Below are 26,723 nucleotides of genomic sequence, written 5' to 3'. Positions count from 1 at the left end.
TGATGTGCTTTGGGCTTCAAATGCGAGTACCAAGGGGATAGGCTGCGAAGATTGTGCTGTCGCCGATGACCCCGATGCTCTCGTGACCGATCTGTCCCGCTCTCCCGCCTTTGCCAGCCTCCCGAGCTCTTCGGGCGAGGGGCGCTTCTTTCGTCCGCCTCTGCCTGCCGGCCATGTTCGCCGCCCGCGACTGTGCGAGCGGTTGGAGGAAGGGCGCGAGGGTCGCCTGCTGCTGATCAGTGCCCCCGCTGGATTCGGCAAGAGTTCCCTGGCCGTGGAGTTCTGCGAGCGTCTCCCTGCACATTGGCAAAGTCTCTGGCTAGGGCTGAGCCGACGTGACGGCGACCCAGGGCGTTTTCTCGAACGCCTGCTGGAGGGCCTGCGTCAGTTTTTCCCGCGGATAGGCGATGAGGCTCTGGGCATGCTCAAGATGCGCCAGCGCCACCAGCCGTTTGCCTTCGAGGAGTGGCTGGACGGCCTGCTCGACGAACTGGGCGAGTGCCTGGACCCGCAACAACCTCTGCTGCTGGTGCTGGATGACTACCACCTGGCCCAGGGCGCGGTGCTGGATCGTTGCCTGCAGTTCTTCCTCAATCACCTGCCGGCCGGCATGCTGGTGCTGGTGACCAGCCGCCAGCGTCCGGACTGGCACCTGGCACGCCTGCGCCTGTCGCGCCAGCTGCTGGAACTGCAGGAACAGGACCTGCGCCTGACCCCGGAAGAAACCCGCGCCCTGTTGCTGGCGCAGGGCGCCGATCTGCCAGCCGAGCAGGTCGATAACCTGCTGCAGCGCAGCGAGGGTTGGGTCGCCGGGCTGCGCCTCTGGCTACTCACTGCCGGCGAGGGTGGGAGTGACCTGCACGGCGCTCAGGGCATGGTGCGTGACTACCTGCTGGAAGAAGTGATCGAGCGCCAGCCGCCCGAACTGCAGGCTTTTCTCTACGACACGGCTTGTCTGGAGCGTTTCTGCGCCGAGTTGTGCGATGCGGTGCGCGACAGTGGCGACAGCGCGGCCATCCTCCAGTATCTGCAGGCTCATCAGGTATTTCTGGTGCCGCTGGACGAGCAGGGGCGCTGGTTCCGCTATCACCACCTGTTTTCCGACCTGCTGCGGGCCAGCCCCAGCCATCAGCTGTCCTTGCCGCCAGCCAGTATGCACCTGCGTGCCTGTCGCTGGTTCAGCAGCCAGGGGTTGCTGGACGAGGCGGTGGAGCAGGCCCTGCGTGCCGGTCAGCCTGACGTGGCGGCCAGTCTGGTACAGAACTTTTCCGAGGAGCATCTGCTGGCCGAGCAGAATGTCGCCATGCTGTTGCGCTGGAAGATGGACCTGCCCGACAGCTTGCTGACCAGTACACCGCGCCTGATCCTGCTGTACAGCTGGGCGCTGGCCCTGGCCTGCCAACTGGATGCGGCCGAGGATCTGGCCAATCAGCTGGTGCGTTTCCTGCCGGCGCCGAGCCAGGCCGAACAGCAGTCGCTGCTGGCCCAGTGGCTGGCCATCAGCGGTGTGATCGCTCGTGGGCGCGGCGACAGTCAGCAGGCCGAGGCCTACTGTGGCGAAGCGCTGGCTGCGATGCCCACGGAGCACTATGGCTCGCGCCTGCTGTGCCTTTCGACCCTGGCCAACCTGGCCGTGGTGCGTGGTGACCTGTGGCGTGCTCGCGGCCTCAATCGTGAGGCGCTGGAACTGGCTCAGCGGCAGAGCAACCCTCTGTTCGAAGCGCTCTGCCTCTATGATCGTGGTCGTGTGTTGCTGGCGCGTGGCGAGATCGTGCGGGCACTCGAAGAGGTTCGCTCCGGCCAGGAGCGCCTGCGCGGCTTGTCGGCGCAGAAGGTCTACGCGGTGCGTGCCCGCCTGACCCTGTACGAAGGTTTCCTGCTGGCCCTGCGTCTGCGCCCCGACGAAGCGCGGCAGAAACTAAGGGCGGGGATTGCCGAGGCGCGCAGCTGCCGTGACATCAGCCTGCTGGTGGGCTACTGCATCCTGGCCAGCCAGGAGGGGCGCCAGGGGCGGTTCAACGAGGCCTTTGCCGAGTTGGCCGAGGCCGAACGGTTGATGCATATCTGGGATGTGCCGCCGGTCTATTACCTGGCGATGATCACGGTGACCAAGTGTGAGCTCTGGCTCAGCCAGGGCCAGATCGACCTGGCCAATGCCTGGTTGCTGCGCCTGGCCGAGACCTACAGCGGTGAGCAGGCCGCTGCGGCGCCGGAGTTCCATCCGCAGCTGCCGTTGCACATTGAGTTGCAGCGTGCCGCGCTGGAGCGCCGGCAGGGGCAGGGTGAGGCCGCCGAGCGTCGGCTGCGCGCCCTGGTGCTGCGGGCCCAGGCACAGGGTGGGCAGCTGCTGGGGGTGTTCGCCCAGGTCCAGCTGAGCCTGCTGCTGTATGCCGGTGGTCGCGAGCGCGAGGCTCAACTGCAGCTGCAGGCCAGCCTCGAAGCGGCCAGCGGCGGAACTCTGCTGCCCTTTCACGAGTTGCTGATGCACCAGCCGGCGTGGTTGCGTACGCAGTTGCAGATGGCACCGCTTACGCCGCTGACCGAAGCATTGCGCCAGTGCCTGCCAGCAGAGGCCGAGGTGCAGCCGTTGGCCACGGGGGCCGCGGAAGCGCTCAGCACTCGTGAGCTGGCGGTATTGCGCCTGATCGCCCTGGGCTGCTCCAACCAGGAAATCAGCGAGCGCCTGTTCATCTCCCTGCACACCGTCAAGACGCATGCCCGCCACATCAACAGCAAGCTCGGCGTCGAGCGGCGCACGCAGGCGGTGGCCCGGGCCAAGGCTCTGGGGCTGCTCAGTTGAGCACGCCCTCAGCATCGAATTCGCGGCGCCGCTCCAGGATCAGCTGCAGATTGTCGTGCTGCCAGGGGTGGAAGTCGGCCCGGTAGAAGTCGCAGTAGGCGCGTACCAGAGGCCGCAAAATGCCACGGTGCCCCCACAGCCAGGCCAGGCCGTCGCGCCACAGTCGCCAGTGCCATAGCTGGCCATCGCGCCGCAGCATGTGTACCAGGCCCTTGAAGGTGTCCAGGGTGAAGAAGAAGGTACTCTGCAGCATGGCGCGGCGACGCAGCCATACTTTGCCGCAGACCTGCTGGTAAAGGTCGAAGGCAACCGCCTTGTGCTCGCTTTCCTCCAGTGCATGCCAGCGCCACAGGCGCGCCATCTGCGCATCAGCCCCATCCAGCCAGTCCGGGTTCTGCAGAATGGCGTCGGCCATGATCGCGGTCAGGTGCTCCACCGCTACCGTGGCGGCCAGGTGCACCTTGGCTGGCAGATGCTTGCGCACGAAGGCCAGGCGCTTTTTCAGGCGGCGCTCCAGATAGTCCAGGTCGTAGCCGCAACCGCGCAGGGCCTCGTTGTAGTGTTCGTGCTCGCGGCTGTGATGGGCTTCCTGGCCGATGAAGCCGCGGATCTGCGCTAGCTGCTGCGGGTCGCTGACCTGATCGCGATAGGCGCGTACCGAGTCGATGAAGAAACGCTCGCCATCCGGAAACAGCAGCGACATGGCATCGAAGAAGTGACTCTTGAAGGCGTCACCGCCATGCCAGTGCCGGGCCCAGGGCGAGGGCAGGGCAAATTCCGGCTGACGGGGGCGGATCTGCAGATCGGGGGGGCTGGCCATGCCGTGGCCTCCATTCTTATCGTTATGGGCTGAGTGGACTATGGGCTTGCCGACTTTTTCCGGGCAAGGTTATCTTCAGCCAATATTCAGGTCATATCTGGCCAGTACATCCGTCATGAACAAGCCGCTGAACCTGAATGCCGAACTGGTGCCGCAGGCTTATGCCGAGGCCCTGCTGGCCTTGTGCGAGGAACTCGGCGTGCCGCGCGAGCGGCTGCTGACGCAGGCGGGAGTGCGTCAGCAAGTGCTGAACAACCCCACCGGGCGCATTAGCCTGGCCGACTTCCACCTGCTGGCCAGTGCCGCGCTGTTGCTCTGCGATGAGCCCGCCCTTGGGTTGCTCCTCGGTCGGCGTCTGAACGCTTCGGCCCACGGCATCCTCGGCTACGCGCTGCTGTCCAGTGCGGATTTGGGGCGTGCCATCCAGTTCGCCCTGCGCTATTACCGGGTGCTGGGGCTGACCTTCGAGCTGGAGCTAGTGGACAGCAGAGACTGGCTGGAGCTGCGCGCCAGCGAGTCGATCCCCTTGGGCACGCTCAGCCGCTTCGCCGCCGAGGGCCTGTTCGGCAGCCTCTACAGCATCGCCCAGTTTCTGCTCGGCGAGCGGCCGCAGGGAGTCGAGGTCGGCTTCGCCTATCCCGCCCCCGGGCATGCCCAGCTCTATCGCCAGGTCTTTGGCCGCGCTGCCGTTTTCGAGCAGCCCTGGCACTGGTTCCGCCTGCCGCGGTACTACCTGGCGCGCCCCATGGCGTTGGCCAATCCGGCCACCATGCAGATGTGCGAGCAGCAGTGCGAAGCGCTATTGGCCAGTCTGGACGTGCAGGAGGGCCTGCTCAGCCGTCTGCGCCGCCTGCTGCTGGCGCGCCCCGGGGACTTCCCCAGCCTGGACAGCGCCGCCCGTGCCCTGCACACCAGCGGGCGCAGCCTGCGCCGCCACCTGGCCGCCCATGGCACCAGCTACCAGCAAGTACTCGACGAGGTGCGCAAGCGCCTGGCCCTGCAGTACCTGCAGACCACCCACCTGCCGCTGTTCGAGATCGCCCAGCTGCTGGGCTTCAGCGACCCTTCCAACTTCCGTCGCGCCTTCCGCAAATGGACGGGCAGGGCGCCCAAGGATTATCGTGCGCGGCCCCTGACCGAGGAGAATGCCAGATGACCGACAGCCCGCAACCCAGCCTGATCCGCGAGACCTTCCCGGTTGGCCCGCTGCAGTGCAACTGCACCATCATCGGCGACCCGCTGAGCAAGAAGGCCATAGTCGTGGACCCGGGCGGCAATCCCGAGTTGATCATGGCGCGCCTGGAGGCCCATGGGCTGCAGGTGGTCAGCATCATCCACACCCATGCCCACCTCGATCACTTCCTTGCCTCCGGGCAGATGAAGGAGAAGACCGGCGCGACCCTGCACCTGCACAAGGACGACCAGTTCCTCTGGGACAACCTGGAAATGCAGTGCCGCATGTTCGGCGTGCCTTACACGCCGGTGCCGGCGCCGGACCAGTGGCTGGCCGACGACGAGGCACTGGCCTGCGGCTGCGGTGTGGCGCTGCATACGCCGGGGCACACGCCGGGCTCCACCAGCTTCTGGTTCCCCGCAGCCAAGCTGCTGATCGCCGGCGATACCCTGTTCCGCCGCGGTATCGGTCGCACCGACCTGTGGGGCGGCGACTACGCCACTATCGAGCGTTCGATCAGGCGCCTGTACACCCTCGACGAGGATGCCACCGTGGTTACCGGTCATGGGCCGGATACCCGCCTGGGTGACGAGATGCGCGAGAATCCCTTCATTCGTGCCTGAGCCTGCGGGAATCTTTCGGCCCCAGCCCTATCTAAGCTTTGCCGGTCCGTCTTACCGGTCACTTCGTTCCAGGAGCACGACAACATGCTGAACCCTACACGCCTGACCCTTGCCGCCCTGCTGGTCGCCCTGGTGACAGGTTGTGCCTCGCAGAATCCCTATGACAGCCAGAGCCAGCAGAGCTCCGGCGGCATGAGCAAGACCGCCAAGTACGGTGGCCTGGGCGCCCTGGCCGGTGCCGTGGCCGGTGCCGCGATCAATCACGACAACCGTGGCAAGGGCGCGCTGATCGGCGCTGCGGTGGCCGGCGCGGCCGGCGCCGGCTACGGCTACTACGTCGACAAGCAGGAAGAAGAGCTGCGCCGCAGCATGCAGGGCACCGGCGTGGAAGTGCAGCGCCAGGGCGATACCATCCAGCTGATCATGCCCGGCAACATCACCTTCGCCACCGATTCGGCGGACATCGCCAGCAGCTTCTACTCCCCGCTGAACAACCTGGCGTCGTCCTTCCGCCAGTACAACCAGAACAGCATCGAGATCGTCGGCCACACCGACAGCACCGGCAGCCATGCCTACAACATGAACCTGTCGCAGCGTCGTGCGCAGAGCGTGGCCAACTACCTGCTGGCCCAGGGGGTCGATGCCTCGCGCCTGAGCACCCGCGGCGCCGGCCCCGATCAGCCGGTCGCCAGCAACGCCACGGCCGATGGCCGGGCGCAGAATCGTCGGGTGGAAGTCACCCTGCGCCCCCTGCCTGGCGCCCAGTACTAAAGTCGCCCCCCACGAGGCCCCGCAAGGGGCTTCGTGCATTTCAGCGCTCGCTCGAGCGCCGTTGGTCGCCACAGTCTGAGTGGAAAAAATCCTGACTACACTCTCAGCAGATTGCGTGCGAAACCGCACGAGCGTGGGCATGCCTCAGGTGAGCGGGGCTGGCCCGGACCGGATCAGGAGACCTCATGGACGACAGTGCTCCCCACTTCTCGCCCCGCAAGCCCTGGATTCCCCTGCTGGTCAGCCTCTTGTTGCTGGCCGGTCTCAGCCTCCTGGTGTTCTGGCAGTGGTCGGTACTCGATGCCGGTAGCCGCGAGGCGCAGGAGCGTCGTTTCGCCCTGGCGGTGGATGGCGTCGAATCCAGCGTGCAGGAGCGCATGCGTGCCTACGAGATGGTCCTGCGCGGCATGTCCGGGCTGCTGGCCGGCAGTGACGACGTTTCCCATGGCGAATGGCAGCGCGCCACCGACCAGCTGCAGTTGCAGGAGCACTACCCGGGCATCCAGGCCCTGGCCTGGGGGCGCTACTTGCGCGCCGGCGAGCTGCCGGCCTTCGTGACCCGGGCGCGCGCCGATGGCCGGGGGGACTTCCAGGTCTATCCGGCCGGCGAGCGCGAGACCTACCTGATCGTCGACTTCATCAATCCACTGGATTGGCGCAACCGCCGCGTGCTCGGCTTCGACATGTACAGCGAGCCGGTGCGCCGCGAGGCCATCGAGCTCGCGCGCGATGGCGGCGAGGCGGTGCTGACCGGACCGGTACGACTCAAGCAGGAGACCGAGAAGGACGTGCAGGCCGGCGTGCTTCTTTACCTGCCGGTATTTCGCCTGAATGCCCCGTTGAGCAGCGTCGAGGAGCGGCGTGAGGCGGTGCTCGGCATGGTTTCCGGGTCATTTCGCATGGCTGACCTGATGCACGGCATCCTCGGCAGCAGCAGTGAGCTGTTCGAGATCGAGTTGACCGACCGAGCCGATGCCGACACTCCCCTGCTCAACGAGCGCAGCCCGCAGCCCCGTCAGCCAAGCTTCGAGACTCTGCGCACCCTGAACATCTACGGGCGGGACTGGCAACTGCGGGTCAGCAGTACGCCGGCCTACGAGGCCACGGTGAGCAACCAGAGCCTGCCGATCAGCCTGGTTACCGGCCTGCTGGCCTCGCTGCTGCTGTCCCTGCTGGTCGGCGGCTTCCTCTACCTGCGCGAGCGTGCGCTGGTAGCCAGTGAGGGCCAGAGCCAGCGCCTGCGCGAGAGCGAAGGGCGCTTCCGTCTGGTGGTGGAGGCCTCGCCCAATGCGATCGTGCTGGTCGACGGCCAGGGCCGGGTGGTCATGGTCAATCGGCAGACCGAGCAGATGTTCGGCTACGAGCGCAGCGAACTGCTCGGCCAGCCGGTGGAGCGGCTGCTTCCCGAGGGCTCGCGCCACGGCCATGTCGGCCTGCGCCAGGCCTACCACCAGGCTCCCGAGCATCGACGCATGGGCGGTAACCGCGAGCTGTTCGGCCAACACCGCGACGGCCGGCTGATTCCCGTGGAAGTCGGGCTGTCGCCGATCCGCTCCGGCCAGGAGACCCTGGTGCAGGCGGTGATCATCGACATCAGTGAGCGGCGTGCCGCCGAGGAGCGCTTCCGCCTGGTGGTGGAGGCCTCGCCCAACGCCATCGTGCTGGTCGATGGCCCCGGGCGGGTGGCCATGGTCAACCGGCAGACCGAGCAGATGTTCGGTTACAGCCGCGACGAGCTGCTCGGCCAGCCGGTGGAGAAGCTGCTGCCCGAATCCATGCGTGCGCTGCACCCGAAGTTGCGCGAAGGCTTCCTCAAGGACCCGACGCCGCGGCGCATGGGCAGCAACCGCGAGCTGTTCGGCCAGCACCGCGATGGCCGGCTGATTCCTCTGGAGGTCGGCCTGTCACCACTGCGCAGTGGCGATGACCTGCTGGTGCAGGCGGTGATCATCGACATCAGCGAGCGCAAGGCCGCCGAGCAGCGCCTGCGCGAGCAGGCCGAGCAATTGGCCCTGGCCAACCGCTACAAGTCCGAATTCCTCGCCAACATGTCGCACGAGCTGCGTACGCCGCTGAACAGCATCCTGATCCTCAGCGAGCAGCTCAAGCACAACGTCGCCGGTAACCTCACGGAGAAGCAGGTCAAGCACGCCGACATCGTCTACAAGGCCGGCAACGACCTGCTGCAGCTGATCAACGACGTGCTCGACCTGGCCAAGATCGAGGCCGGCCGGGTCCAGCTCAAGCTGGAACCGGTGAACATCCACGACCTGCTGGTGGAGCTGGATTCCAGCCTGCGGCCGATGGCCGAGATCAAGGGGCTGCGCCTGCTCACCCACCTCGAGCCCGGTGTGGCGCGGGTGATCCACAGCGACCGCGGGCGGTTGCAGCAGATCCTGCGCAACCTGCTGTCCAACGCGCTGAAGTTCACCGAGCACGGCGAGGTGGAACTGGCCATCGGCCGCTCGCCGGTATCCCTCGACGAAGAGCGCGAGACCCTGCAGTTCGTCGTCCGCGACAGTGGCATCGGCATCGACCCGGCGCAGCACGAGCGGATCTTCCAGGCCTTCCAGCAGATCGATGGCTCCACCAGCCGGCGCTTCGGCGGCACCGGCCTGGGCCTGGCCATCACCCGCCAGCTGGTCGAGGTGCTGGGCGGGCAGATCAGCCTGGAGAGTACGCCAGGGCAGGGCTCGCGCTTCATCGTGCGGCTGCCGGTGGTAGCCCTGCAGCAGAACAGCCGCGAGGACGAGTCGGCCAGCAGCCTGCCGCAGCGCAGCGGCAGCGGTCCGGCGATACTGATAGTCGAGGATGACCTGAACTTCGCTGCGGTGATCGCCGAGGAGGCCCAGGCCCATGGTTTCGCCAGCGTGCACTGTCGCAACGGCAAGCAGGCCATTGCCCTGCTGCAGAGCGAGCGCTTCGCCGCGGTGATCCTCGACATCCTCTTGCCGGACATCAGCGGCTGGCAGATCTACCGGCGCCTGCGCGGCCTGCTGCAGTACCGCGATGTGCCGGTGCACATCCTGTCCTGCGTGCCGCAGCCGCAGGACTGGCATGACGACGGCACCCGCTACCTGGTCAAGCCGATCGCCCGCGAGGACCTCGAGCAGGTCTTCCAGCACATCGCCGTCGAGCCCGACGCGCCGAGCCGCGCGCTGCTGCTGGTGGAGGACGTGGAGATCGAGCGCGAGCATTACCGCGAGCACCTGCTGCAGATCGGCTTCGCCGTGAGCGCCGTGAGCAGCGCCGAGGAGGCCATCCAGACCTACATCGGACGTGACTTCAGTGCCCTGGTCATCGATCTCGACCTGCCCGACCGTGACGGCTTCGACCTGCTCGAGGCGCTGCATCGTGAGCGGCCACTGCAGGGCTGCCAGGTGGTGATCAATACCGGCGTGGACGTCACTCGTCAGGATCTGCAGCGCCTGCGCCGCTACTCGGCGGTGGTGGTGCGCAAGAGCGGCGACGACCTGCGCCCCCTCAGCGCCGCCCTGCAGGGCTTCTTCGCCGATGTGCGCGAGCCGCAGGTCGACAGCTCGGGGCTGACCGGCAAGCGGGTGCTGCTGGTGGACGACGACATCCGCAACATCTACGCCATGACCGCGCTGCTCGACGAGATCGGCCTGGCCGTGCTGCCGGCCAAGGATGGTGTCGAGGCACTGGAGGTCTTCGCCCGCGAGCCGCTGGACCTGATCCTGATGGACATGGCCATGCCCAACATGGACGGCTACACCGCCACGCGCATCCTCAAGGGTGAGCGTGATTGTCGCATTCCGGTGATCGCCCTGACCGCCCATGCGATGAAGGGGGACCGCGAGAAGTGCATCACCGCGGGTGCCGACGACTACCTGGCCAAACCGGTGGGCCGCCAGGAACTGCTGGAAATGCTGCATCGCTGGCTGGCCGTACCCAATGATGCGCCCCGTCGGGCGCTGGGTTGAGCGGTCACGGGCGAAGGAGGTCGGTATGGCTCGGTTGCAGGTTGAGGCACAGATGGACCAGCAGGTGCTGCTGGTGGTGGACGACCGCGAGGAGAACCTGGTGGCGATGGAGGCGCTGCTCGGTGATGGCGACTGGAACGTGCGCACCGTCGACTCCGGCGAGGCGGCGCTGCGCTGCATGATGGACGAGGATGTCGGCCTGGTCCTGCTCGACGTGCAGATGCCGAAGATGGACGGTTTCGAGGTGGCCCGCCTGATGCGCGGCAGCCCGCACACCCGCTACACGCCGATCATCTTCCTCTCCGCCATCGCCCACACCGAGGACTCGGTGCTGCAGGGCTACGCCATCGGCGCGGTGGATTTCATCCTCAAGCCCTTCGACCCCAAGGTGCTCAAGCACAAGATCGGCGTGCTGCTGGAGCAGGAGCGCCATCGCCACGAACTGCAGCTGCTGACCCAGCAGCTGGACAGCGAGCGCGCCTTCAACGCCTCGGTGCTGGACAACGCCTCCGAAGGCATCCTGGTGATCGACCAGGACGGCATCATCCGCTTCGCCAACCCGGCCATGGCGCAGATGCTCCACGGTGAGGTGGCCGACCTGCAGGGCAGCCGCCTGCTGTCCTACCTGCATGCCCCGGCAGTACCGGCGGACTGGCAGGACACCGAGTTCTACCGCCACTGGCGCGCCGGCCAGACCTACCGCATGCACGATGCCGTGCTGGCCACCCTGAGCGGCGGCTACCTGCCGGTGGCGCTGTCCTGCTCGCCGCTGCCGCAGTATCAGAACTCCATGGTGCTGATCGCCCTGGACATGTCTGTGGTGCGCAACCTGCACGCCCAGCTGGAGTCGCAGGCGGTCACCGATGCGCTGACCGGCCTGCACAACCGCCGCGGCTTCAACCAGGCGCTGGAGAACGCGCTGTCGCGCATCGACCGCAGCGGCAAGCGCATGGCCGTGCTCTACCTGGACCTGGACGGCTTCAAGCGGATCAATGATTCACTCGGCCATGCCGCCGGCGACCAGGTGCTGCGCAGGGTGGCCGAGCAGCTGAAGACCTGCCTGCGTCCCTACGACGTGCTGGCACGCATGGGCGGCGACGAATTCACCGCACTGCTGGATTCCCTCGACCATCCGGAGGACGCGGCGCGGGTGGCGGAGAAGCTGATTGAGCTGGTGTCGGTGCGGCACAGGGTCGATGGCGTCGAGTTCACCCTGGGCGCCAGCGTCGGCATCGCCTGCTACCCGGAATGCGGGCAGACGGTGGACGGCCTGCTGCGTTCGGCGGACATGGCCATGTACGAGGCCAAGCGCGCCGGACGCCAGCAGTACCGTTTCTTCTCCCCGGAGATGAATGGTCGCGCCCGTTCCCGGCTGATGCTGGAGGAGAGCCTGCGCACGGCCATCGAGCAGGACGACTTCGTGCTGGTCTACCAGCCGCAGATCGACCTGGACAGCGGCCGCCTGCGCGGGTTCGAGGCACTGCTGCGCTGGGAGCACCGGGTGGCCGGGACCATCTCCCCCGGGGTGTTCATCCCGCTGCTGGAGGAGACCCGTCTGATCAACCGCCTGGGCGAGTGGATCTTCGAGCAGGGCGTGCGCCAGTGCCGCGCCTGGCAGACGCAGTTCGGCGAACGGCTGTTGCTCAGTCTCAACGTCAGCCCGGTGCAGTTCGGCATGCCACAGCTGGTGGAGGACCTGCGCCGGGTGCTGGAGCGGCAACAGCTGCAGCCCTCGCAGCTGGAGGTGGAGGTCACCGAGAGCGCGCTGATGCAGGACCTCGACACCACCCGAGAGCAGTTGCGCCAGCTGCGCGAGCTGGGAGTGCGCATCGCCATCGACGACTTCGGCACCGGCTACTCGTCGCTGGCCTACCTGCGCCACTTCGAGCTGGACACCCTGAAGATCGATCGCCTGTTCATTGCCAGCATGTTGGAGTCGCCCAAGGACGCGGCCATCGTCAGCACCATCATCGACCTGGCCCACCACCTGGGACTGGAAGTGATCGCCGAGGGGGTGGAGACGGTGGCGCAGCGCGACTGGTTGATCGCCCATCGCTGCAGCACCATGCAGGGTTTCCTGGTGGCGCCCGGGCTCAAGGCCGAGCAGGCCGGGGTCTTCCCGACGCGCCTGGACTGGGCGAACTGGCAGACACCAGACCCGTAGCCCGGATGCAATCCGGGAGTGGGGTTGCTGGTCGCCCGGCGTGTATCCGGGTGACCAGTGCGCCGGTCTGCGCCCCGATCAGCCCGGGAACTGGCGGTGCAGTTCGGCCAGCTGCGCGTCCTTGGCTTCCCACAGCTGGTTGACCCACTGCTGGAACTGCAGGCGGTACTGCTCGTCCTGGTCGTAGTTGCGGCCGATGAAGTCGGCCGGAATATCCAGCTTGTCGAAGCGCACCACCACCTCGCCCAGGCGCCCGCACAGCAGGTCCCAGAAGCCGGGGTTGCCGCCCGGGTAGTGGATGGTGACGTTGACCAGGGCGTCCAGCTGCTCGCCCATGGCGTCCAGCACGAAGGCGATGCCGCCGGCCTTGGGCTTGAGCAGGTAGCGGAAGGGCGATTGCTGCTGGGCGTGCTTCTGCGGGGTCAGGCGGGTGCCTTCGAGGAAGTTGAACACCGATACCGGATTGCTCTTGTAGCGCTCACAGGCCTTGCGCGTGGTGGCCAGGTCCTGGCCGCGCTTCTCCGGATGCCTGGCCAGGTATTCCTTGCTGTAGCGCTTCATGAAGGGGAACTCCAGCGCCCACCAGCACAGGCCGATCACTGGCACCCAGATCAGCTCCTGCTTGAGGAAGAACTTGAGCAGCGGCATGCGCCGGTTGAGCAGGTACTGCAGCACCAGGATGTCCACCCAGCTCTGGTGGTTGCTGGTCACCAGGTAGGAGTGGCGCGTGTCCAGGCCCTGCATGCCCTCGACGTTCCAGCGGGTGCGCCGGGCCAGGTCCATCCAGAACTTGTTGAAGCCGATCCAGGCCTCGGCGATGCCGTGCATGACGAAACGCAGGCCACGTTGCACCAGGGCAATCGGCAGCAGCAGCTTGAGCAGGGCGACGAAGAACAGTGGCCAGCACCAGAACAGGGTGTTGAGGGCCAACAGCAGGGCGCTGACGATACCGCGCAGCGCGTGGGGTAGAAAATGCAGCATGGGCGCGAGAGGCTCCGGGTCTGGGGGCTGCGGTGTGCCCCGATGCGATCGAGATACCTGCGGCACTCCCTGCGGCAAGTCGGTCCGGTGCCAAGGTTAACGCTTGTGCACTGAACGGCAAGTGCTGTGGCGGACCGCCTGGTCAGCTTCGCCGCGAGTGGCGGGCGCGGCGGATTCTAGCGCAAGCGCAGAGGCACGCGCCCGGCTCGGCCTCACTCCAACGGCAGGTGGCGGCTGATCAGGGCGCGCAGGGCGGCCGGCTTGACCGGCTTGGCCAGGTAGTCGAGGCCGGCGGCGTGCACCTCGGCCACCAGCTCCGGGCGGCCATCGGCGCTGATCACCACGCCCGGCAGCGGCTGGCCGAGACGGGTGCGCAGCCAGGCCATCAGCTCGGTGCCGGTGTCGCCCTCGTCCAGGTGGTAGTCGACCAGCGCCAGTTGTGGTTGCACCGCCTCGTCCAGCAGGTGTTCGCACTCCAGGCGGTTGCGCGCCGTCCACACCTGGCAGCCCCAGCGCGACAGCAGGCTGTGCATGCCGGCGAGGATGCTGTCCTCGTTGTCGATGCACAGCACCTGGGCGCCGCCGAGGGCCTGGCCGTTCAATTCGCTCACCGGCAGCGCCGCGCCTGCCGCGCTCTGGCTGCTGGCCAGCGGCACGCTGACGCTGAACACGCTGCCCTTGCCCGGCCAGGAGCGCACCTCCAGGCGGTGGCCGAGCACGCGACAGAGGCCATCGGCGATCGCCAGGCCCAGGCCCAGGCCCTTCTCGGCGCGGGTCTGGTGGCTGTCCAGGCGCTTGAACTCCTCGAAGATCACCTTGCGCTTGTCCTCGGGAATGCCCGGGCCGCGGTCCCACACCTCCAGGCGCAGCTGCCCGCCCTCGCGGCGCGCGCCGAGCAGCACATGGCCCTTGGCGTAGCGGAAGGCGTTGGTCAGGAAGTTCTGCAGCACCCGCCGCAGCAGGCGCGGGTCGCTGTCGATGCGCAGGCGGCAGGGCACCATACGGAAGTCCACGCCCTGCTCCTGGGCCAGCACCTTGAACTCGGCACCGAGGGCCTCGAACAGCTGGGCCAGGGGGAACTGGCTGCGCTCGGGGGTGATGCGCCCGCTCTCCAGGCGCGAGATGTCCAGCAGGTCGGTGATCAGGTCCTCGGCCGAGCGCAGCGAGCTGTCGAGGTGGCGCACCAGCTCGCGGGCTTCGCGCGGCAGGGCGTCCTGCTGGTGGGCGAGGGCGGCGGAGAACAGCCGGGCGGCGTTCAGCGGCTGCATCAGGTCGTGGCTGACGGCGGCGAGGAAGCGGGTCTTCGACTGGTTGGCGGCCTCGGCCCCGGCCTTGGCCTCGGAAAGCGCCTGGTTCAGCTGCGACAGCTCGCGGGTGCGTTCGGCCACCCGCTGCTCCAGGCCCTCGTTGGCTTCCTTGAGGGCGCGCTCGGCCTCGCGGAAGGCGGTGATGTCGGTGAAGCTCATGACGAAGCCGCCGCCGGGCATGGGGTTCCCGATCAGCTCGATGACCCGGCCGTTGGGGAACAGCCGTTCGGAGGTGTGCGCGTTGCCCTGGCGCATCCAGTGCAGGCGGCGGGTCACGTGGCTTTCCACCTCGCCGGGGCCGCACAGGCCGCGCTCGGCGTTGTAGCGGATGATGTCGGCGATCGGCCGGCCGACGCCGATCAGCCCCTCGGGGTACTCGAACAGTTCCAGATAGCGACGGTTCCAGGCCACCAGCTGCAGGTTCTGGTCGACCACGCTGATGCCCTGGGTGATGTTCTCGATGGCGCCCTGCAGCAGGGCGCGGTTGAACTGCAGGACCTCGGACGCCTCGTCGACGATGCGCACCACGTCCTCCACCTGCATCTCCCGCCCCTCGATGGCGGCGCGCACCACCGCGCGCGTGCTGGAGGCGCCGAGCACGCCGGCGAGCAGGCGCTCGGTGTGGGCGATCCACTCGCTGTCGGCGTTCTGGCTGAGGTTGAACGGCTTGTCCTGCTGGTAGGAGAAGCGCAGGAAGCTCTGCCTTGCCCGTTCCTCGCCGACGAAGCGCGCGGCCAGGGCCATCAGGTCGGCCACCTGCACCGCCAGCAGGTGGCGCGCGCCGGGCCGCGCGCCGGTGTCCAGGCCGATGAAGCGACCGGCCTGCCAGTGTTCGGAGACCCGCGTGCGGGAGAACCAGGAGACCCCGGCGAACAGCAGCCAGTTGCCGGCCAGCGACAGCACCACGCCACGGGTCAGCGGGTCGACCTCGAAGCCGATCGGGTAGTAGAGCAGCTCCGGCAGCAGCGGGAAGCTGTCCAGCGACCAGCGCAGGCCGCCGGCCACCAGCGGCAGCAGCAGGGTGTAGAACCACAGCGCGCAGCCGGCGGCCAGGCCGGCGAACACGCCGCGGCGGTTGGCCTGCTTCCACACCAGGGCGCCGAACATGGCCGGCGCCAGCTGGCCGATGGCGGCGAACGACAGCTGGCCGATGGTGGCCAGGCTGGCGTTGGAGCCGAGCAGGCGGTAGCACACGTAGGCCAGCAGCAGGATGATCAGGATGCTCAGGCGCCGCGCGCTGAGCATCCAGTGGCGGAAGGCCTCGAACGGCCGCTCGGCGCTCTGCCGGCGCAGCAGGGCCGGCAGCAGCATGTCGTTGGAGACCATGGTCGACAACGCCACCGCCTCGACGATGACCATGCCGGTGGCCGCCGAGGCGCCGCCGATGAAGGCCAGCAGGGCCAGAGCCGGGTGCGCCTCGGCCAGCGGCAGGCTGATGACGAAGGAGTCCGGTGCCACGTCGCCCGGCAGCAGCAGCTGGCCGGCCAGGGCGATGGGCACGACGAACAGTGCGGCCAGCAGCAGGTAGGCGGGGAACACCCAGCGCGCCAGGCGCAGGTCGCTGGCCTCGTTGTTCTCCACCACGCCGACGTGGAACTGCCGCGGCAGGCAGACGATGGCCAGCATGGCCAGGCCGGTCTGCACCAGCATGCTTGGCCAGCTCAGGGTCTGCGCCCAGAACGCGTCGAGTTCCGGCGCCCGGCTGGCGCGCGCGAGCAGGTCGTCGAAGCCGTCGAACAGGCCCCAGGTGACGAACAGGCCGACGGCGAGGAAGGCCAGCAGCTTGACCAGCGACTCGAAGGCGATCGCCAGCACCATGCCGCGGTGGTGCTCGGTGACGTCCAGGCTGCGGGTGCCGAACAGCACGGTGAATAGGGCGAGGATCAGCGACACGATCAGCGCCGTGTCCTGGCCGCGGCTGGGGCTGGGCTCGGTGCCCACCAGCAGGTTGACGCCGAGGACGATGCCCTTGAGCTGCAGGGCGATGTAGGGCAGCACGCCGACCAGGCAGATCAGCGCCACCACCACCGCCAGGCTCTGCGACTTGCCGTAGCGGGCGGCGATGAAGTCGGCGATCGAGGTGATGTTCTCCTGCTTGCTGATCGCCACCATCTTCTCCACCACCCAGGGGGCGAAGAGCAGGACGATCATCGGCCCCAGGTAGATCGGCAGGAACGACCACAGCTCGCCGGCGGCCTGGCCGACCGCGCCGAAGAAGGTCCAGCTGGTGCAGTACACCGCCAGCGACAGGCTGTAGACCCAGGCGCGCAGGCGCGGCGGCAGCGGAGTGCGGCGGCGGTCGCCGTAGAAGGCGATGGCGAACAGGATGGCCATGTAGGCCAGGGCGACGAAGGCGATCAATCCGCCGGACAGCGACATGCGGGCTCCAGATGCGGCATCTGCGAGCCTGTAGTCTCGCACGGGTTCCGCCAGCCGTCAGGCCGACCATGGTCGCAGCGCCCTTGAGTCGCCGCCGGGCCCCTGCTAGCGTGGCCGGCCGTGGTCGCTTTACCGGAGTCGCGTCATGTTCCAGCCCCAACCCGTCACCCTGCAGCAGGGCGCCCTGCGCCTGGAACCGCTGAGCGAGGCGGACCTGCCGGGGCTGCTGGCCCTGGCCGAGGCCAACCGCGAGTCCCAGCAGTACATGAGCGGCAGCAGCCGCCCGGACTGGTACCGCAGCGCCCTGGCCGAGCACCGTGAGGGCCGCGCGGTGGTGTTCGCCATCCGCCTGGCCGGCGAGCTGGTCGGCACCACCCGCTTCTTCGACTTCAACCCGGTGCTGCCGGCCGCCGAGATCGGTTCCACCTGGCTCGATGCCCGCCAGCAGGGCACGGGCCTGAACGGCATGATCAAGTACCTGCTGCTGCGCCACGCCTTCGAGGAGTGGCAGCTGGTACGCGTGCAACTGAAGACCGCCGCCAGCAACCTGCGCTCGCGGCGCGCCATCGAGAAGCTCGGCGCCGTGCGCGAGGGCCTGCTGCGCAACCATCGGCGCCTGGCCGACGGCCGCCTCGACCACACGGTGATGTACAGCATCACCGACAGCGAGTGGCCGCAGGTCAAGGCTGACCTGGAGGCGCGCTTCGGTGCCTGAGGCCGAGCAGTCACGCTTCAGCTCGGTGGCCGAGCTGGGCGGCCTGGAGCTGCTGTCCGCACGCTTCATCGAGCACTGCTTCGATCCCCATGTGCACGACAGCTACGCCATCGCCGTGCTGGAGGAGGGCGCCGAGCGTTATCGCTACCGCGGTGCCGAGCACCTGGCGGCGGCCGGCAGCTTCGCCCTGCTCAACCCGGACGAGGTGCATACCGGCTCCCGCGCCAGCGAGCAGGGCTGGCGCTACCGGGTGTTCTATCCTCATCCGCAGCAGTTCCGCGACCTGCTCGCCGAGCTGGAGCTGCCGCATGCCAGCGCGCCGATGTTCCATGGCAGCGTGCATGGCGACGCCGACCTGGTCGGCGCCCTGCTGCTGCTGCACCGCCAGCTGGAGGACCCGCAGGTCCCGGCGCTGCAGCGCCAGACCCTGTGGCGCGAGGTGATGCTGCCGCTGCTGCAGCGCCACGCGCGGATTCCCGAGGCGCGCGAGGCCGGGCGCGAGCCGCAGGCGGTAGCGCGGGCCAAGGAGCTGCTGGCCGCCAGCCTGGCCGCGCCACCGTCGCTGGAGCAGCTGGCGGCGGCGGTCAACCTGTCGCCGTTCCATTTCGCCCGGGTATTCCGCCGCGCCACCGGCCTGCCGCCGCACGCCTGGCTCAAGCAGCGCCGCCTGGAACAGGCGCGCGCGCTGCTGCGCGCCGGCTGTGCGCCGCTCGCGGTGGCCATGCAGCTGGGCTTCGCCGACCAGAGCCACCTGAGCCGCCAGTTCAAGCAGAGCTATGGCGTCAGCCCCGGCGAATACCGCCGGGCCTGCGCCGGCGGCTAGCGCGGCTTCAGCCCCTGGCCGCGGCCTGGATCGCGGTGAGGGCGATGGTGAACACGATGTCGTCCACCAGCGCGCCGCGCGACAGGTCGTTCACTGGCTTGCGCAGGCCCTGCAGCATGGGGCCGACGCTGACGCAGTCGGCGCTGCGCTGCACCGCCTTGTAGGTGGTGTTGCCGGTGTTCAGGTCGGGGAACACGAACACCGTGGCGCGGCCGGCCACCGGGCTGTCCGGTGCCTTCTGCCGGCCGACGCTGGCGATGGCGGCGGCGTCGTACTGTAGCGGGCCGTCGATCAGCAGCTGCGGGTTCTGCTCGCGGGCCAGGCGGGTGGCCTCGCGCACCTTCTCCACCTCGGCGCCGCTGCCGGAGTCGCCGGTGGAGTAGCTGATCATCGCCACCCGCGCCGGCACGCCGAAGGCCTCGGCCGAGGCGGCGCTCTGCAGGGCGATTTCGGCCAGCTCGGCGGCGCTCGGGTCGGGGTTCACCGCGCAGTCGCCGTACACCAGCACCTGGTCCGGCAGGAGCATGAAGAACACCGAGGACACCAGGTTGTAGCCCGGCGCCGTCTTGATCAGCTGCAGGGCCGGGCGGATGGTGTTGGCGGTGGTGTGGATGGCGCCGGAGACCAGGCCGTCGACCTCGTCCAGGGCCAGCATCATGGTGCCCAGCACCACGCTGTCCTCCAGCTGGGCCAGGGCCATGGGCGCGTTGAGGCCCTTGCCCTTGCGCAGCTCGACCATCGGCTCGACGTAGCGCTCGCGCACCAGGTCCGGGTCGAGGATCTCCAGGCCCGGCGGCAGTTCGATGCCCTGCGCCTTGGCCACCTTGAACACCTCGTCGGGCTTGGCCAGCAGCACGCAGCGGGCGATGCCGCGGGCCTGGCAGATGGCCGCCGCCTGCACGGTGCGCGGCTCGCTGCCCTCGGGCAGGACGATGCGCTTGTTCGCCTCCTGGGCGCGGCGCACCAGCTGGTAGCGGAACGCCGGCGGCGACAGGCGCAGCTCGCGCGGGGTGCCGCAGCGCTGCTTGAGCCAGTCCAGGTCGATGTGCCCGGCGACGAACTCGGTGACCTTCTCCGCGCGCTCGCGGTCGTCCACCGGGATTTCCTTGTTCATCCGGTTGAGGTTGGTTGCCGTGTCGTAGGAGCCGGTGCTCACCGTCAGCACCGGCAGGCCGCCCTGCAGGGCCCCCTGGCACAGTTCGAGGATGCGCGGGTCCGGCGGGAAGTCGCTGCATAGCAGCAGGCCGGCCAGCGGCACGCCGTTCATGGCCGCCAGGCTGGCGGCGAGGATGATGTCGTCGCGGTCGCCGGGGGTCACCACCAGCACGCCGGGCTTGAGCAGCTGCACGGTGTTGGGCACGGCGCGGGCGCACAGCACGATCTTCTGCACGCGGCGCTGCTCGTAGTCGCCGGCGTTGAGAATCCGCGCGCCGAGCAGCTCGGCCACGTCACGGGTGCGCGGGGCATTCAGCTCGTCCTGCCAGGGGATGCAGCCGAGCAGGCGGAAGTTCTCGGTGCGCAGCAGCGGCGAGAGCTGGCCGAGCTGCTCGGTGAAGGCCTCGATGCCCTGCGGGTGGCGCACCTTGTTGAGGATCACGCCGAGCATCTTCGGCTCCTGCGGGCCGCCGAACAGCTGGGCCTGGATCTCGATGCGGTCGGACAGCTCGGTCAGGCTCTCCGGCTCCTCGCCTTCCGGGGCCGAGACCAGGATGATCTCGGCGTCCAGGCTGCGCGCCAGGTGCACGTTGACCCGCGCGGCGTAGCTGGCATGGCGGGTTGGCACCATGCCCTCGACGATCAGCACGTCCATGCCGGCGGCGGCCTGCTGGTGCAGGCTGACGATTTCCTCCAGCAGCTCGTCCAGCTGGCCGTCGCCGAGCATGCGCTCGACCTTCGCCAGCGGCAGCGAGCGCGGTGGCAGCAGGCCGTGGGTGCGCGCGATCAGCTCGCTGGAGCGTTCCGGGCCGGCGTCGCCGGGGTGCGGCTGGGCGATCGGCTTGAAGAAGCCGACCTTCAATCCGGCACGCTGCAGGGCGCGGACCAGGCCGAGGCTGATGGAGGTGAGGCCGACGCCGAAACCGGTGGGGGCGATGAAGAAGGTATGCATGGGGTCTCCCTTGCAGGGGGTGATGGGCGCGCGCCTATGGGCGGGGGGCAATGCCCGCCAGGGCCTCAGGCATCGAGCAGGGCCAGGGTGTCGAGGGCGATCTGCCGTTCCTCGTTGGTCGGCACCACCAGCACCCGCGGGTGGCCTGCGGCGCCGATGGCGCCGGCGACGCCGCGGATGCAGCGGGCATTGGCCTGCGCATCGAGGGCCAGATTGAACAGTTTCAGGTGCTCCACCGTCTTGCTGCGGATCAACGGTGAATTCTCGCCGATGCCGCCGGTGAAGATCAGCCCGTCCAGCTGCGGCAGGGCGCAACTCATGGCGGCCAGCGACTTGGCCAGGCGGTAGCAGAACACCTCGATGGCCAGGGTGGCGCCGGCGTGGCCCTGCTCGCGGGCCTGCTCCAGGCTGCGCATGTCGTTGGACAGGCCGGACAGGCCGAGCAGGCCGCTGTCCTTGTTCAGCATGGCGTCGATCTGCTCCAGGCTCCAGCCCAGGGTGCGGGCCAGGTGGCCGTGCAGGTTGGGGTCGACGTCACCGCTGCGGGTGCCCATCACCAGGCCCTCCAGCGGGGTCAGGCCCATGCTGGTGTCGCGGCTCTGGCCATCGACGATGGCGCAGGTCGAGCAGCCGTTGCCCAGGTGGGCGGACAGCCAGCTGCTGCGCGTATAAGGCAGCCCGGCCAGTTCCGCCGCGCGCTGGCTGACGTAGCGGTGGCTGGTGCCATGGAAGCCATAGCGGCGCACGCCGTGCTCGCGGTACAGGTGTTCCGGCAGCGCATAGCGATAGGCGTGCTCGGGCAGGCTCTGGTGGAAGGCGGTGTCGAATACCGCCACCTGCGGCAGCTCGGGGAAGAGCTTGAGCGCCGCCTCGATGCCCTGCAGGTTGGCCGGGTTGTGCAGCGGCGCCAGCGGCGAGGTGGCGCGGATCGCCAGCAGGCTGACGGTGTCGATGCGGCAGGCCGCGGTGAACTGCTCGCCGCCGTGCACCACGCGGTGGCCGATGCCGTGCAGCTGGCCGCCGGTGGCGTTCTGCACCAGCGGCAGCAGGTGTTGCAGCGCGGCGCGATGGTCGCCGCCCTGCAGCAGCAGGCTGTCCTTTTCGCCATTGTGCTGCCAGTGCAGCACCGCTTCCGGGCTGGCCAGGCGTTCGGCCAGGCCGCTGAGAATGAAATCGGGCTGTTCCTCGTTGATCAGGGCGAACTTGATCGACGAGCTGCCACAGTTGATGACCAGGATGTTGCGTGCCGGCATGACTACTCCCTATCCACTTGCTCTGCCTTGGCGGCGCACCAGCCACAGACGAAGGGCTGGCCGAGGTGGCGCTGACGTTCGCGCGGGTCGAGCACCCAGGCCCGATTCTGCCACGGCGGCTGATGACGCAGGTGCTGCGTATGGCCGCAGGACAGCTCGGCGACCCAGTGGCCGTCCTCGTCCCGGTGGAAACCCAGCAGGCGGATGGCCCGTCCGTCAGGCCCGCGGTCGCTTTCGGCCGGTATGGCGGGTAAACTTGATCCCTTTCCATTCTCTAGCAAAAGGTTTTCCCTCCATGCTGATCGCCGCCAACAAGGCTGTCTCCATCGACTATACCCTGACCAACGATGCCGGTGAGGTGATCGACAGCTCCGCCGGCGGCGCCCCGCTGGTGTATCTGCACGGTGCCGGCAACATCATCGTCGGCCTGGAAAAGGCCCTCGAGGGCAAGCAGGCCGGCGACGAGCTGAGCGTGGCCATCGAGCCGGGCGAGGCCTACGGCGAGTACAGCGCCGAGCTGGTCGCCACCCTCAACCGCAGCATGTTCGAAGGCGTCGACGAGCTGGAAGTGGGCATGCAGTTCCACGCCTCCGGTCCGGATGGCGGCATGCAGATCGTCACCATCCGCGACATCGAAGGCGATGACGTGATCGTCGACGGTAACCACCCGCTGGCCGGCCAGCGCCTGAACTTCCAGGTCAAGGTGGTCAACGTGCGTGACGCCCATGCCGAAGAGATCGCCCACGGCCACATCCACGGCGAAGGCGGTCATCACCACTGATCGCCAATGGGAGCGAGCAAGACGACTTATGGTCGTTCCAGGCTCGACTCCGGCTGCTAAGCTGAGTAAACCGAAAAGGCGCCCACGGGCGCCTTTTTTGTCCCCCGAGGAGTCCGCCATGAGTGCTTTTCACGATCTCAATCTGCGTGCACTGGACGGCCAGGACCTGCCCCTGGCGCCTTACAAGGGCCGGATAGTGCTGGTGGTCAACGTGGCCTCCAAGTGCGGCCTGACCCCGCAATATGCCGGGCTGGAGAAGCTCTATCAGGAGTACCGCGAACGCGGCTTCACCGTGCTCGGCCTGCCGTGCAACCAGTTCGCCGCCCAGGAGCCGGGCAGCGAGGAGGAGATCCGCGAGTTCTGCAGCCTCAACTACGGGGTGACCTTCCCCCTGGGCAGCAAGCTCGAGGTCAACGGCCACGACCGTCACCCGCTGTACCGCCTGCTGGCGGGCGAGGGCGCCGAGTTCCCCGGCGACATCACCTGGAACTTCGAGAAATTCCTGGTCGGCCGCGACGGCCGCGTGCTGGCGCGTTTCTCGCCGCGCACCACGCCGGACGACCCGGCACTGATCCAGGCCATCGAGAAAGCCCTAGGCTGATTGCGCCAATCCTCCGGCCGATTACCCACCAGCCTCTTGCCCCCTCGGCGTCCCGGTAGCCTAATCGGGACCTCTGCCGAGGATGCCCGCGATGACCAGTTTTTCCCCCGACGAGCTCAGTCCCACGGCCTCGCCGCAGGCCCTGCGCGCGCTGATCGAGAGCCGCCGCTCGGTGCGTCGTTTCCTGCCCGAGGCGGTGCCCGACGCGGTGATCCGCGACTGCCTGGAACTGGCCGTGCTGGCGCCCAATTCCTGCAACCTGCAGCCCTGGAGCTTCCAGGTGGTGCGCGACCCGGCGCTGCTTGCGCGCCTGCACCCGGTGTGCATGAGCCAGAATGCGGCCAGGGCGCCGCTGATCATCGCCGTGCTGGCGCGCCCGGACACCTGGAAGCAGGCCTGTGCCAACATGGTCAAGTACTGGCCGGAGCCCGAGGTGCCGGCGCGCATCCGCCACTTCTACGCCAAGACTGCGCCCTTCCAGTACAACCAGGGTCCGCTGGGCCTGCTCGGCCTGTTCAAGCGCCAGCTGGTGAGGTTGGTGGCGCTGCGCAAGCCGCTGATGCGCAAGCCCAACAGCCATGCCGACATGCGCTTGTGGGCGGTGAAGTCGACGGCGCTGGCGGCGGAGAACCTGATGCTGGCCTTCCAGAGCCACGGCTACGCGACCTGCCCGATGGAGGGCTTCGACGAGGTACGCCTGCGCAAGGTGCTGGACATCCCGCGCCAGGCCATCCCGATCATGCTGCTGGCGGTCGGCCGGCAGGGCGAGAAGGGCGTGTACAACCCGCGCCTGCGCTTTCCGCTGGAGCAGCACGTCACCTGGCTCTAGGGACTCAGACGCGCCGCGCCAGCCAGGCGTGGATCAGCCCGGCCTGGAAGAACGGTACCGGCAGGGCGAAACCGCCGGCCGCGATGATCGCCGCGGTGCGCTCAGGCGACAGCACCCCGACATCCCTGGCATAGGCCTGGCGCATGCGTGCCATGGTCTCTGGCGAGAGTTCGGCCGCCGCCATCATGTGCATCCAGGCCGTCAGCAGCACTTCGTATTCCGCCGAGTCCAGGTCGGCGGCCAGGTCGGAGCTGGCGAGCAGCCCTCCGGGCTTGAGCCGTTCGGCAATCTCGGCGAAGAAGGCCGCGCGCGCCTGCGCTTCGAGAATGAACTGCGAGACCAGACAGCAGGTAGCCGCGTCGTGCGCAGCGGTTGCCGGCAGCGTTTCCAGATACCCCTCGTGGAAGTCGCAGCGGGCGGCGAAGCCGTCCCGTTCGGCCCGCTGCCGGCACACTTCGAGCATGGCCGCCGAAGGCTCCACTGCGGTGAAGCGCCAGCCCGGGTTCTGTGCGGCCAGATGGGCCAGCTCCGTACCGGTGCCGACGCCGACGCACAGGATGCGCGCAGTGCTCGGCAGCTCGGCGAACAGCGAGTCGACGAGCAGGTGCAGGCAGTCGCGCAGTGGCGCCGTCTTGGCCCACTGCCTGTCATAGCTGGCGGCCTGTTGCTGGAAGATGTCCCTGACCTCGTCGCGATGCATGTGGCGCTCCTCAAAAAACGCGGGTTCAGTGACAGCCTACCCTGCGTGTCAAGAGCGGCGGCGGTCGCTGGCGCGGCCTGCTTCTGGAGCGCAATCACCAAAATCAATAGTGCTGGGCGGGGCGAGACGACCGGTCATATGCTCGCCGCCATGAACAGTACAGTCCGACTCGACAAGCGCGACCTGATCCTGGCCAAGGGCTCGCAGGTGATGACCCGGCGTGGCTACCACGGCACCGGCGTGATGGAGATCGTCCAGGCCGCCGGCATCCCCAAGGGCAGCTTCTACCACTACTTCGCCAGCAAGGAAGACTTCGCCCTGCAGGCCCTGGAGTTCGTCTACGGGCCGCGCCTGGCGCGTTACGCCGAGGCCCTGGGCAACCCCGCGCTGAGCCCCAGTGCGCGCATCCTCGGCTACTACCGCGAGCTGCTGGCGCATTTCTCGCGTCAGGAGCAGCCTGAGTACCACTGCTTCATCGGCAGCCTGAGCTTCGAGATGAGCGAAGTGCTGCCGGCCATCGGCGCCGAGGTCGAACGTATCCAGCAGGCCTCGGTGGACATCCTGCGTGACTGTCTGGAACAGGCGCGCGCTGCTGGCGAACTGGCGGCCGACGAGGATTGCGACAACCTGGCGACCTTCATCGCCAACGCCTGGCAGGGCGTGCTGGCCCGCCTCAAGGTCGGCCGCAGCCTGCAACCCCTGGAAGCCTTCATTCAGCGTCTGGAGCTGCTGCTGCGGCCCTGACGCGTTTTTTTGCCCATCGACGAGACGACCGGTCAGCTGGCCGGCTAGAGGAGACACCATGACCGCCCCCGTCAAAGCCCTGTTCGCACCCTTCCGCCTGGGCAGCCTGGAACTGCCGACCCGCGTGGTCATGGCGCCGATGACCCGCTCCTTCTCCCCGGGCGGCGTGCCCAACGCCCAGGTGGTGGAGTACTACCGCCGCCGCGCCGCCGGCGATGTCGGCCTGATCATCACCGAGGGCACCACCGTCGGCCACAAGGCCGCCAACGGCTATCCGCATGTGCCGCGCTTCTACGGCGAGGACGCCCTGGCCGGCTGGAAGCAGGTGGTCGACGCCGTGCACGCCGAAGGCGGCAAGATCGTCCCGCAGCTGTGGCACGTGGGTAACGTGCGCAAGCTGGGCACCGAGCCGGACGCCAGCGTGCCGGGCTACGGCCCGTCGGAGAAGGTCAAGGACGGTAACCTGGTGGTCCACGGCATGACCAAGCAGGACATCGCTGAAGTGATCGCCGCCTTCGCCCAGGCCGCCCGCGACGCCAAGGCCATCGGCATGGACGGCGTGGAGATCCACGGTGCCCACGGCTACCTGATCGACCAGTTCTTCTGGGAAGGCAGCAACAAGCGCACCGACGAGTACGGCGGCGACCTGGCCAACCGTTCGCGCTTCGCCATCGAGCTGATCCAGGCCGTGCGCGCCGCCGTCGGCCCGGACTTCCCGATCATCTTCCGCTTCTCCCAGTGGAAGCAGCAGGACTACACCGCACGCCTGGTGCAGACCGCCGAGGAGCTGGGCGCCTTCCTCAAGCCGCTGAGCGACGCCGGCGTGGACATCTTCCACTGCTCGACCCGCCGCTTCTGGGAGCCGGAGTTCGAAGGCAGCGACCTCAACCTGGCCGGCTGGACCCGCCAGCTCACCGGCAAGCCGACCATCACTGTCGGCAGCGTCGGCCTGGACGGCGAGTTCCTGCAGTTCATGGTCAACACCGACAAGGTGGCCGAGCCGGCCAGCATCGAGAACCTGCTGGAGCGCCTGAACAAGCAGGAGTTCGACCTGGTGGCCGTGGGCCGCGCCCTGCTGGTCGACCCGGACTGGGCGGTGAAGGTGCGCGATGGTCGCGAAGCCGACATCCTGCAGTTCAGCCGCGAGGCCCTGAAGCAGCTGCATTGATCCAGGCGGGCGCCCGCGCAGGGCGCCCCAGCGAAGGGA

At 68.2% G+C, this 26,723-nt stretch carries 20 protein-coding genes; 13 read left to right on the top strand and 7 right to left on the bottom strand.

Features of this window, described 5'->3' with window-relative positions; translation table 11 throughout:
• Positions 1 to 82 precede the first annotated feature (82 nt).
• On the top strand, positions 83 to 2,800 hold the full coding sequence (locus tag AAG092_RS04985; RefSeq protein ID WP_373388797.1) for a LuxR C-terminal-related transcriptional regulator: 2,718 nt from the start codon (positions 83 to 85) through the stop codon (positions 2,798 to 2,800).
• Here the strand turns inward: AAG092_RS04985 and AAG092_RS04980 are convergent.
• Positions 2,793 to 3,620, bottom strand: a complete 828-nt coding sequence (locus tag AAG092_RS04980) for a metal-dependent hydrolase (protein WP_373388796.1) — start codon at positions 3,618 to 3,620, stop codon at positions 2,793 to 2,795. The two genes, AAG092_RS04985 and AAG092_RS04980, sit on opposite strands and share 8 nt — an antisense overlap.
• Before the next feature lie 115 nt (positions 3,621 to 3,735).
• On the opposite strand from AAG092_RS04980, the gene AAG092_RS04975 reads away from it, so the two are divergent.
• From AAG092_RS04975 to AAG092_RS04955, 5 genes are all read left to right on the top strand, one after another.
• The gene (locus AAG092_RS04975; protein WP_373388795.1) at positions 3,736 to 4,776 is read left to right on the top strand and encodes an AraC family transcriptional regulator; all 1,041 of its coding nucleotides are present in this window, start codon (positions 3,736 to 3,738) and stop codon (positions 4,774 to 4,776) included.
• Positions 4,773 to 5,417 carry an MBL fold metallo-hydrolase gene (locus AAG092_RS04970; RefSeq protein WP_373388794.1) on the top strand — a complete coding sequence of 215 codons (645 nt, stop codon included), beginning with the start codon at positions 4,773 to 4,775 and terminating at the stop codon, positions 5,415 to 5,417. Before AAG092_RS04975 ends, AAG092_RS04970 begins: the two co-directional genes overlap by 4 nt.
• 84 nt (positions 5,418 to 5,501) lie before the next feature.
• Positions 5,502 to 6,188 (top strand): OmpA family protein, encoded by a 687-nt coding sequence (locus AAG092_RS04965; RefSeq protein WP_373388793.1) that lies wholly within the window; start codon positions 5,502 to 5,504, stop codon positions 6,186 to 6,188.
• A gap of 185 nt (positions 6,189 to 6,373) precedes the next feature.
• A complete protein-coding gene (locus AAG092_RS04960) occupies positions 6,374 to 10,132 on the top strand; it encodes a PAS domain S-box protein (protein ID WP_373388792.1) in 3,759 nt (1,252 codons plus the stop codon).
• 25 nt (positions 10,133 to 10,157) lie between these two features.
• Positions 10,158 to 12,296, top strand: coding sequence for a putative bifunctional diguanylate cyclase/phosphodiesterase (locus AAG092_RS04955; RefSeq protein ID WP_373388791.1), 2,139 nt, complete (start codon positions 10,158 to 10,160; stop codon positions 12,294 to 12,296).
• A 78-nt stretch (positions 12,297 to 12,374) separates the two neighbouring features.
• Here AAG092_RS04955 and AAG092_RS04950 read toward each other — a convergent pair whose 3' ends face one another.
• Together AAG092_RS04950 and AAG092_RS04945 are read right to left on the bottom strand one after the other, a co-directional pair.
• Entirely contained in the window at positions 12,375 to 13,277 is a 903-nt protein-coding gene (locus AAG092_RS04950; protein ID WP_110681345.1) for an acyltransferase, read from the bottom strand.
• Between the two features lie 212 nt (positions 13,278 to 13,489).
• The gene (locus AAG092_RS04945) at positions 13,490 to 16,963 is read right to left on the bottom strand and encodes a NahK/ErcS family hybrid sensor histidine kinase/response regulator (RefSeq protein WP_373388790.1); all 3,474 of its coding nucleotides are present in this window, start codon (positions 16,961 to 16,963) and stop codon (positions 13,490 to 13,492) included.
• Positions 16,964 to 17,108: 145 nt separating this feature from the next.
• Between AAG092_RS04945 and AAG092_RS04940 the strand changes: the two genes are divergently transcribed.
• Positions 17,109 to 17,678 carry a GNAT family N-acetyltransferase gene (locus AAG092_RS04940; protein WP_373388789.1) on the top strand — a complete coding sequence of 190 codons (570 nt, stop codon included), beginning with the start codon at positions 17,109 to 17,111 and terminating at the stop codon, positions 17,676 to 17,678.
• Positions 17,671 to 18,501, top strand: a complete 831-nt coding sequence (locus tag AAG092_RS04935) for an AraC family transcriptional regulator (protein WP_373388788.1) — start codon at positions 17,671 to 17,673, stop codon at positions 18,499 to 18,501. The genes AAG092_RS04940 and AAG092_RS04935 overlap by 8 nt, the downstream gene beginning before the upstream one ends.
• Positions 18,502 to 18,508: 7 nt before the next feature.
• Here AAG092_RS04935 and pta read toward each other — a convergent pair whose 3' ends face one another.
• The 3 genes from pta to AAG092_RS04920 form a co-directional block, all read right to left on the bottom strand.
• Positions 18,509 to 20,608 (bottom strand): phosphate acetyltransferase, encoded by a 2,100-nt coding sequence (gene pta, locus AAG092_RS04930; protein ID WP_373388787.1) that lies wholly within the window; start codon positions 20,606 to 20,608, stop codon positions 18,509 to 18,511.
• 65 nt (positions 20,609 to 20,673) lie between these two features.
• Entirely contained in the window at positions 20,674 to 21,861 is a 1,188-nt protein-coding gene (locus tag AAG092_RS04925; protein ID WP_373388786.1) for an acetate kinase, read from the bottom strand.
• A gap of 2 nt (positions 21,862 to 21,863) precedes the next feature.
• Positions 21,864 to 22,106, bottom strand: a complete 243-nt coding sequence (locus AAG092_RS04920; RefSeq protein WP_373389559.1) for a DUF3565 domain-containing protein — start codon at positions 22,104 to 22,106, stop codon at positions 21,864 to 21,866.
• A 50-nt stretch (positions 22,107 to 22,156) separates the two neighbouring features.
• Here AAG092_RS04920 and AAG092_RS04915 point away from each other — a divergent pair, with 50 nt between their 5' ends.
• From AAG092_RS04915 to AAG092_RS04905, 3 genes are all read left to right on the top strand, one after another.
• On the top strand, positions 22,157 to 22,642 hold the full coding sequence (locus tag AAG092_RS04915; protein WP_110682349.1) for a peptidylprolyl isomerase: 486 nt from the start codon (positions 22,157 to 22,159) through the stop codon (positions 22,640 to 22,642).
• A gap of 118 nt (positions 22,643 to 22,760) precedes the next feature.
• Positions 22,761 to 23,243, top strand: a complete 483-nt coding sequence (locus AAG092_RS04910; RefSeq protein WP_110682348.1) for a glutathione peroxidase — start codon at positions 22,761 to 22,763, stop codon at positions 23,241 to 23,243.
• 91 nt (positions 23,244 to 23,334) lie between these two features.
• Positions 23,335 to 24,072: a nitroreductase family protein gene (locus tag AAG092_RS04905; RefSeq protein ID WP_373388784.1), complete on the top strand. Its 738-nt coding sequence runs from the start codon at positions 23,335 to 23,337 to the stop codon at positions 24,070 to 24,072.
• Positions 24,073 to 24,076: 4 nt separating this feature from the next.
• On the opposite strand, the gene AAG092_RS04900 is transcribed toward AAG092_RS04905, so the two are convergent.
• Positions 24,077 to 24,772 (bottom strand): class I SAM-dependent methyltransferase, encoded by a 696-nt coding sequence (locus AAG092_RS04900; protein ID WP_373388783.1) that lies wholly within the window; start codon positions 24,770 to 24,772, stop codon positions 24,077 to 24,079.
• A gap of 150 nt (positions 24,773 to 24,922) precedes the next feature.
• On the opposite strand from AAG092_RS04900, the gene AAG092_RS04895 reads away from it, so the two are divergent.
• Both AAG092_RS04895 and AAG092_RS04890 read left to right on the top strand, forming a co-directional pair.
• Positions 24,923 to 25,516 carry a TetR/AcrR family transcriptional regulator gene (locus AAG092_RS04895; protein ID WP_373388782.1) on the top strand — a complete coding sequence of 198 codons (594 nt, stop codon included), beginning with the start codon at positions 24,923 to 24,925 and terminating at the stop codon, positions 25,514 to 25,516.
• Between the two features lie 58 nt (positions 25,517 to 25,574).
• Complete coding sequence (locus AAG092_RS04890) at positions 25,575 to 26,684, top strand: NADH:flavin oxidoreductase (RefSeq protein WP_373388781.1); 1,110 nt, start codon at positions 25,575 to 25,577, stop codon at positions 26,682 to 26,684.
• Positions 26,685 to 26,723: the final 39 nt, after the last annotated feature.

Origin of the sequence: Pseudomonas alcaligenes (assembly GCF_041729615.1) — a bacterium.
GTDB lineage: Bacteria > Pseudomonadota > Gammaproteobacteria > Pseudomonadales > Pseudomonadaceae > Aquipseudomonas > Aquipseudomonas alcaligenes_B.
Note: the sequence above shows the minus strand (reverse complement) of the source record. Positions and strands in the feature narration are given on the sequence as shown.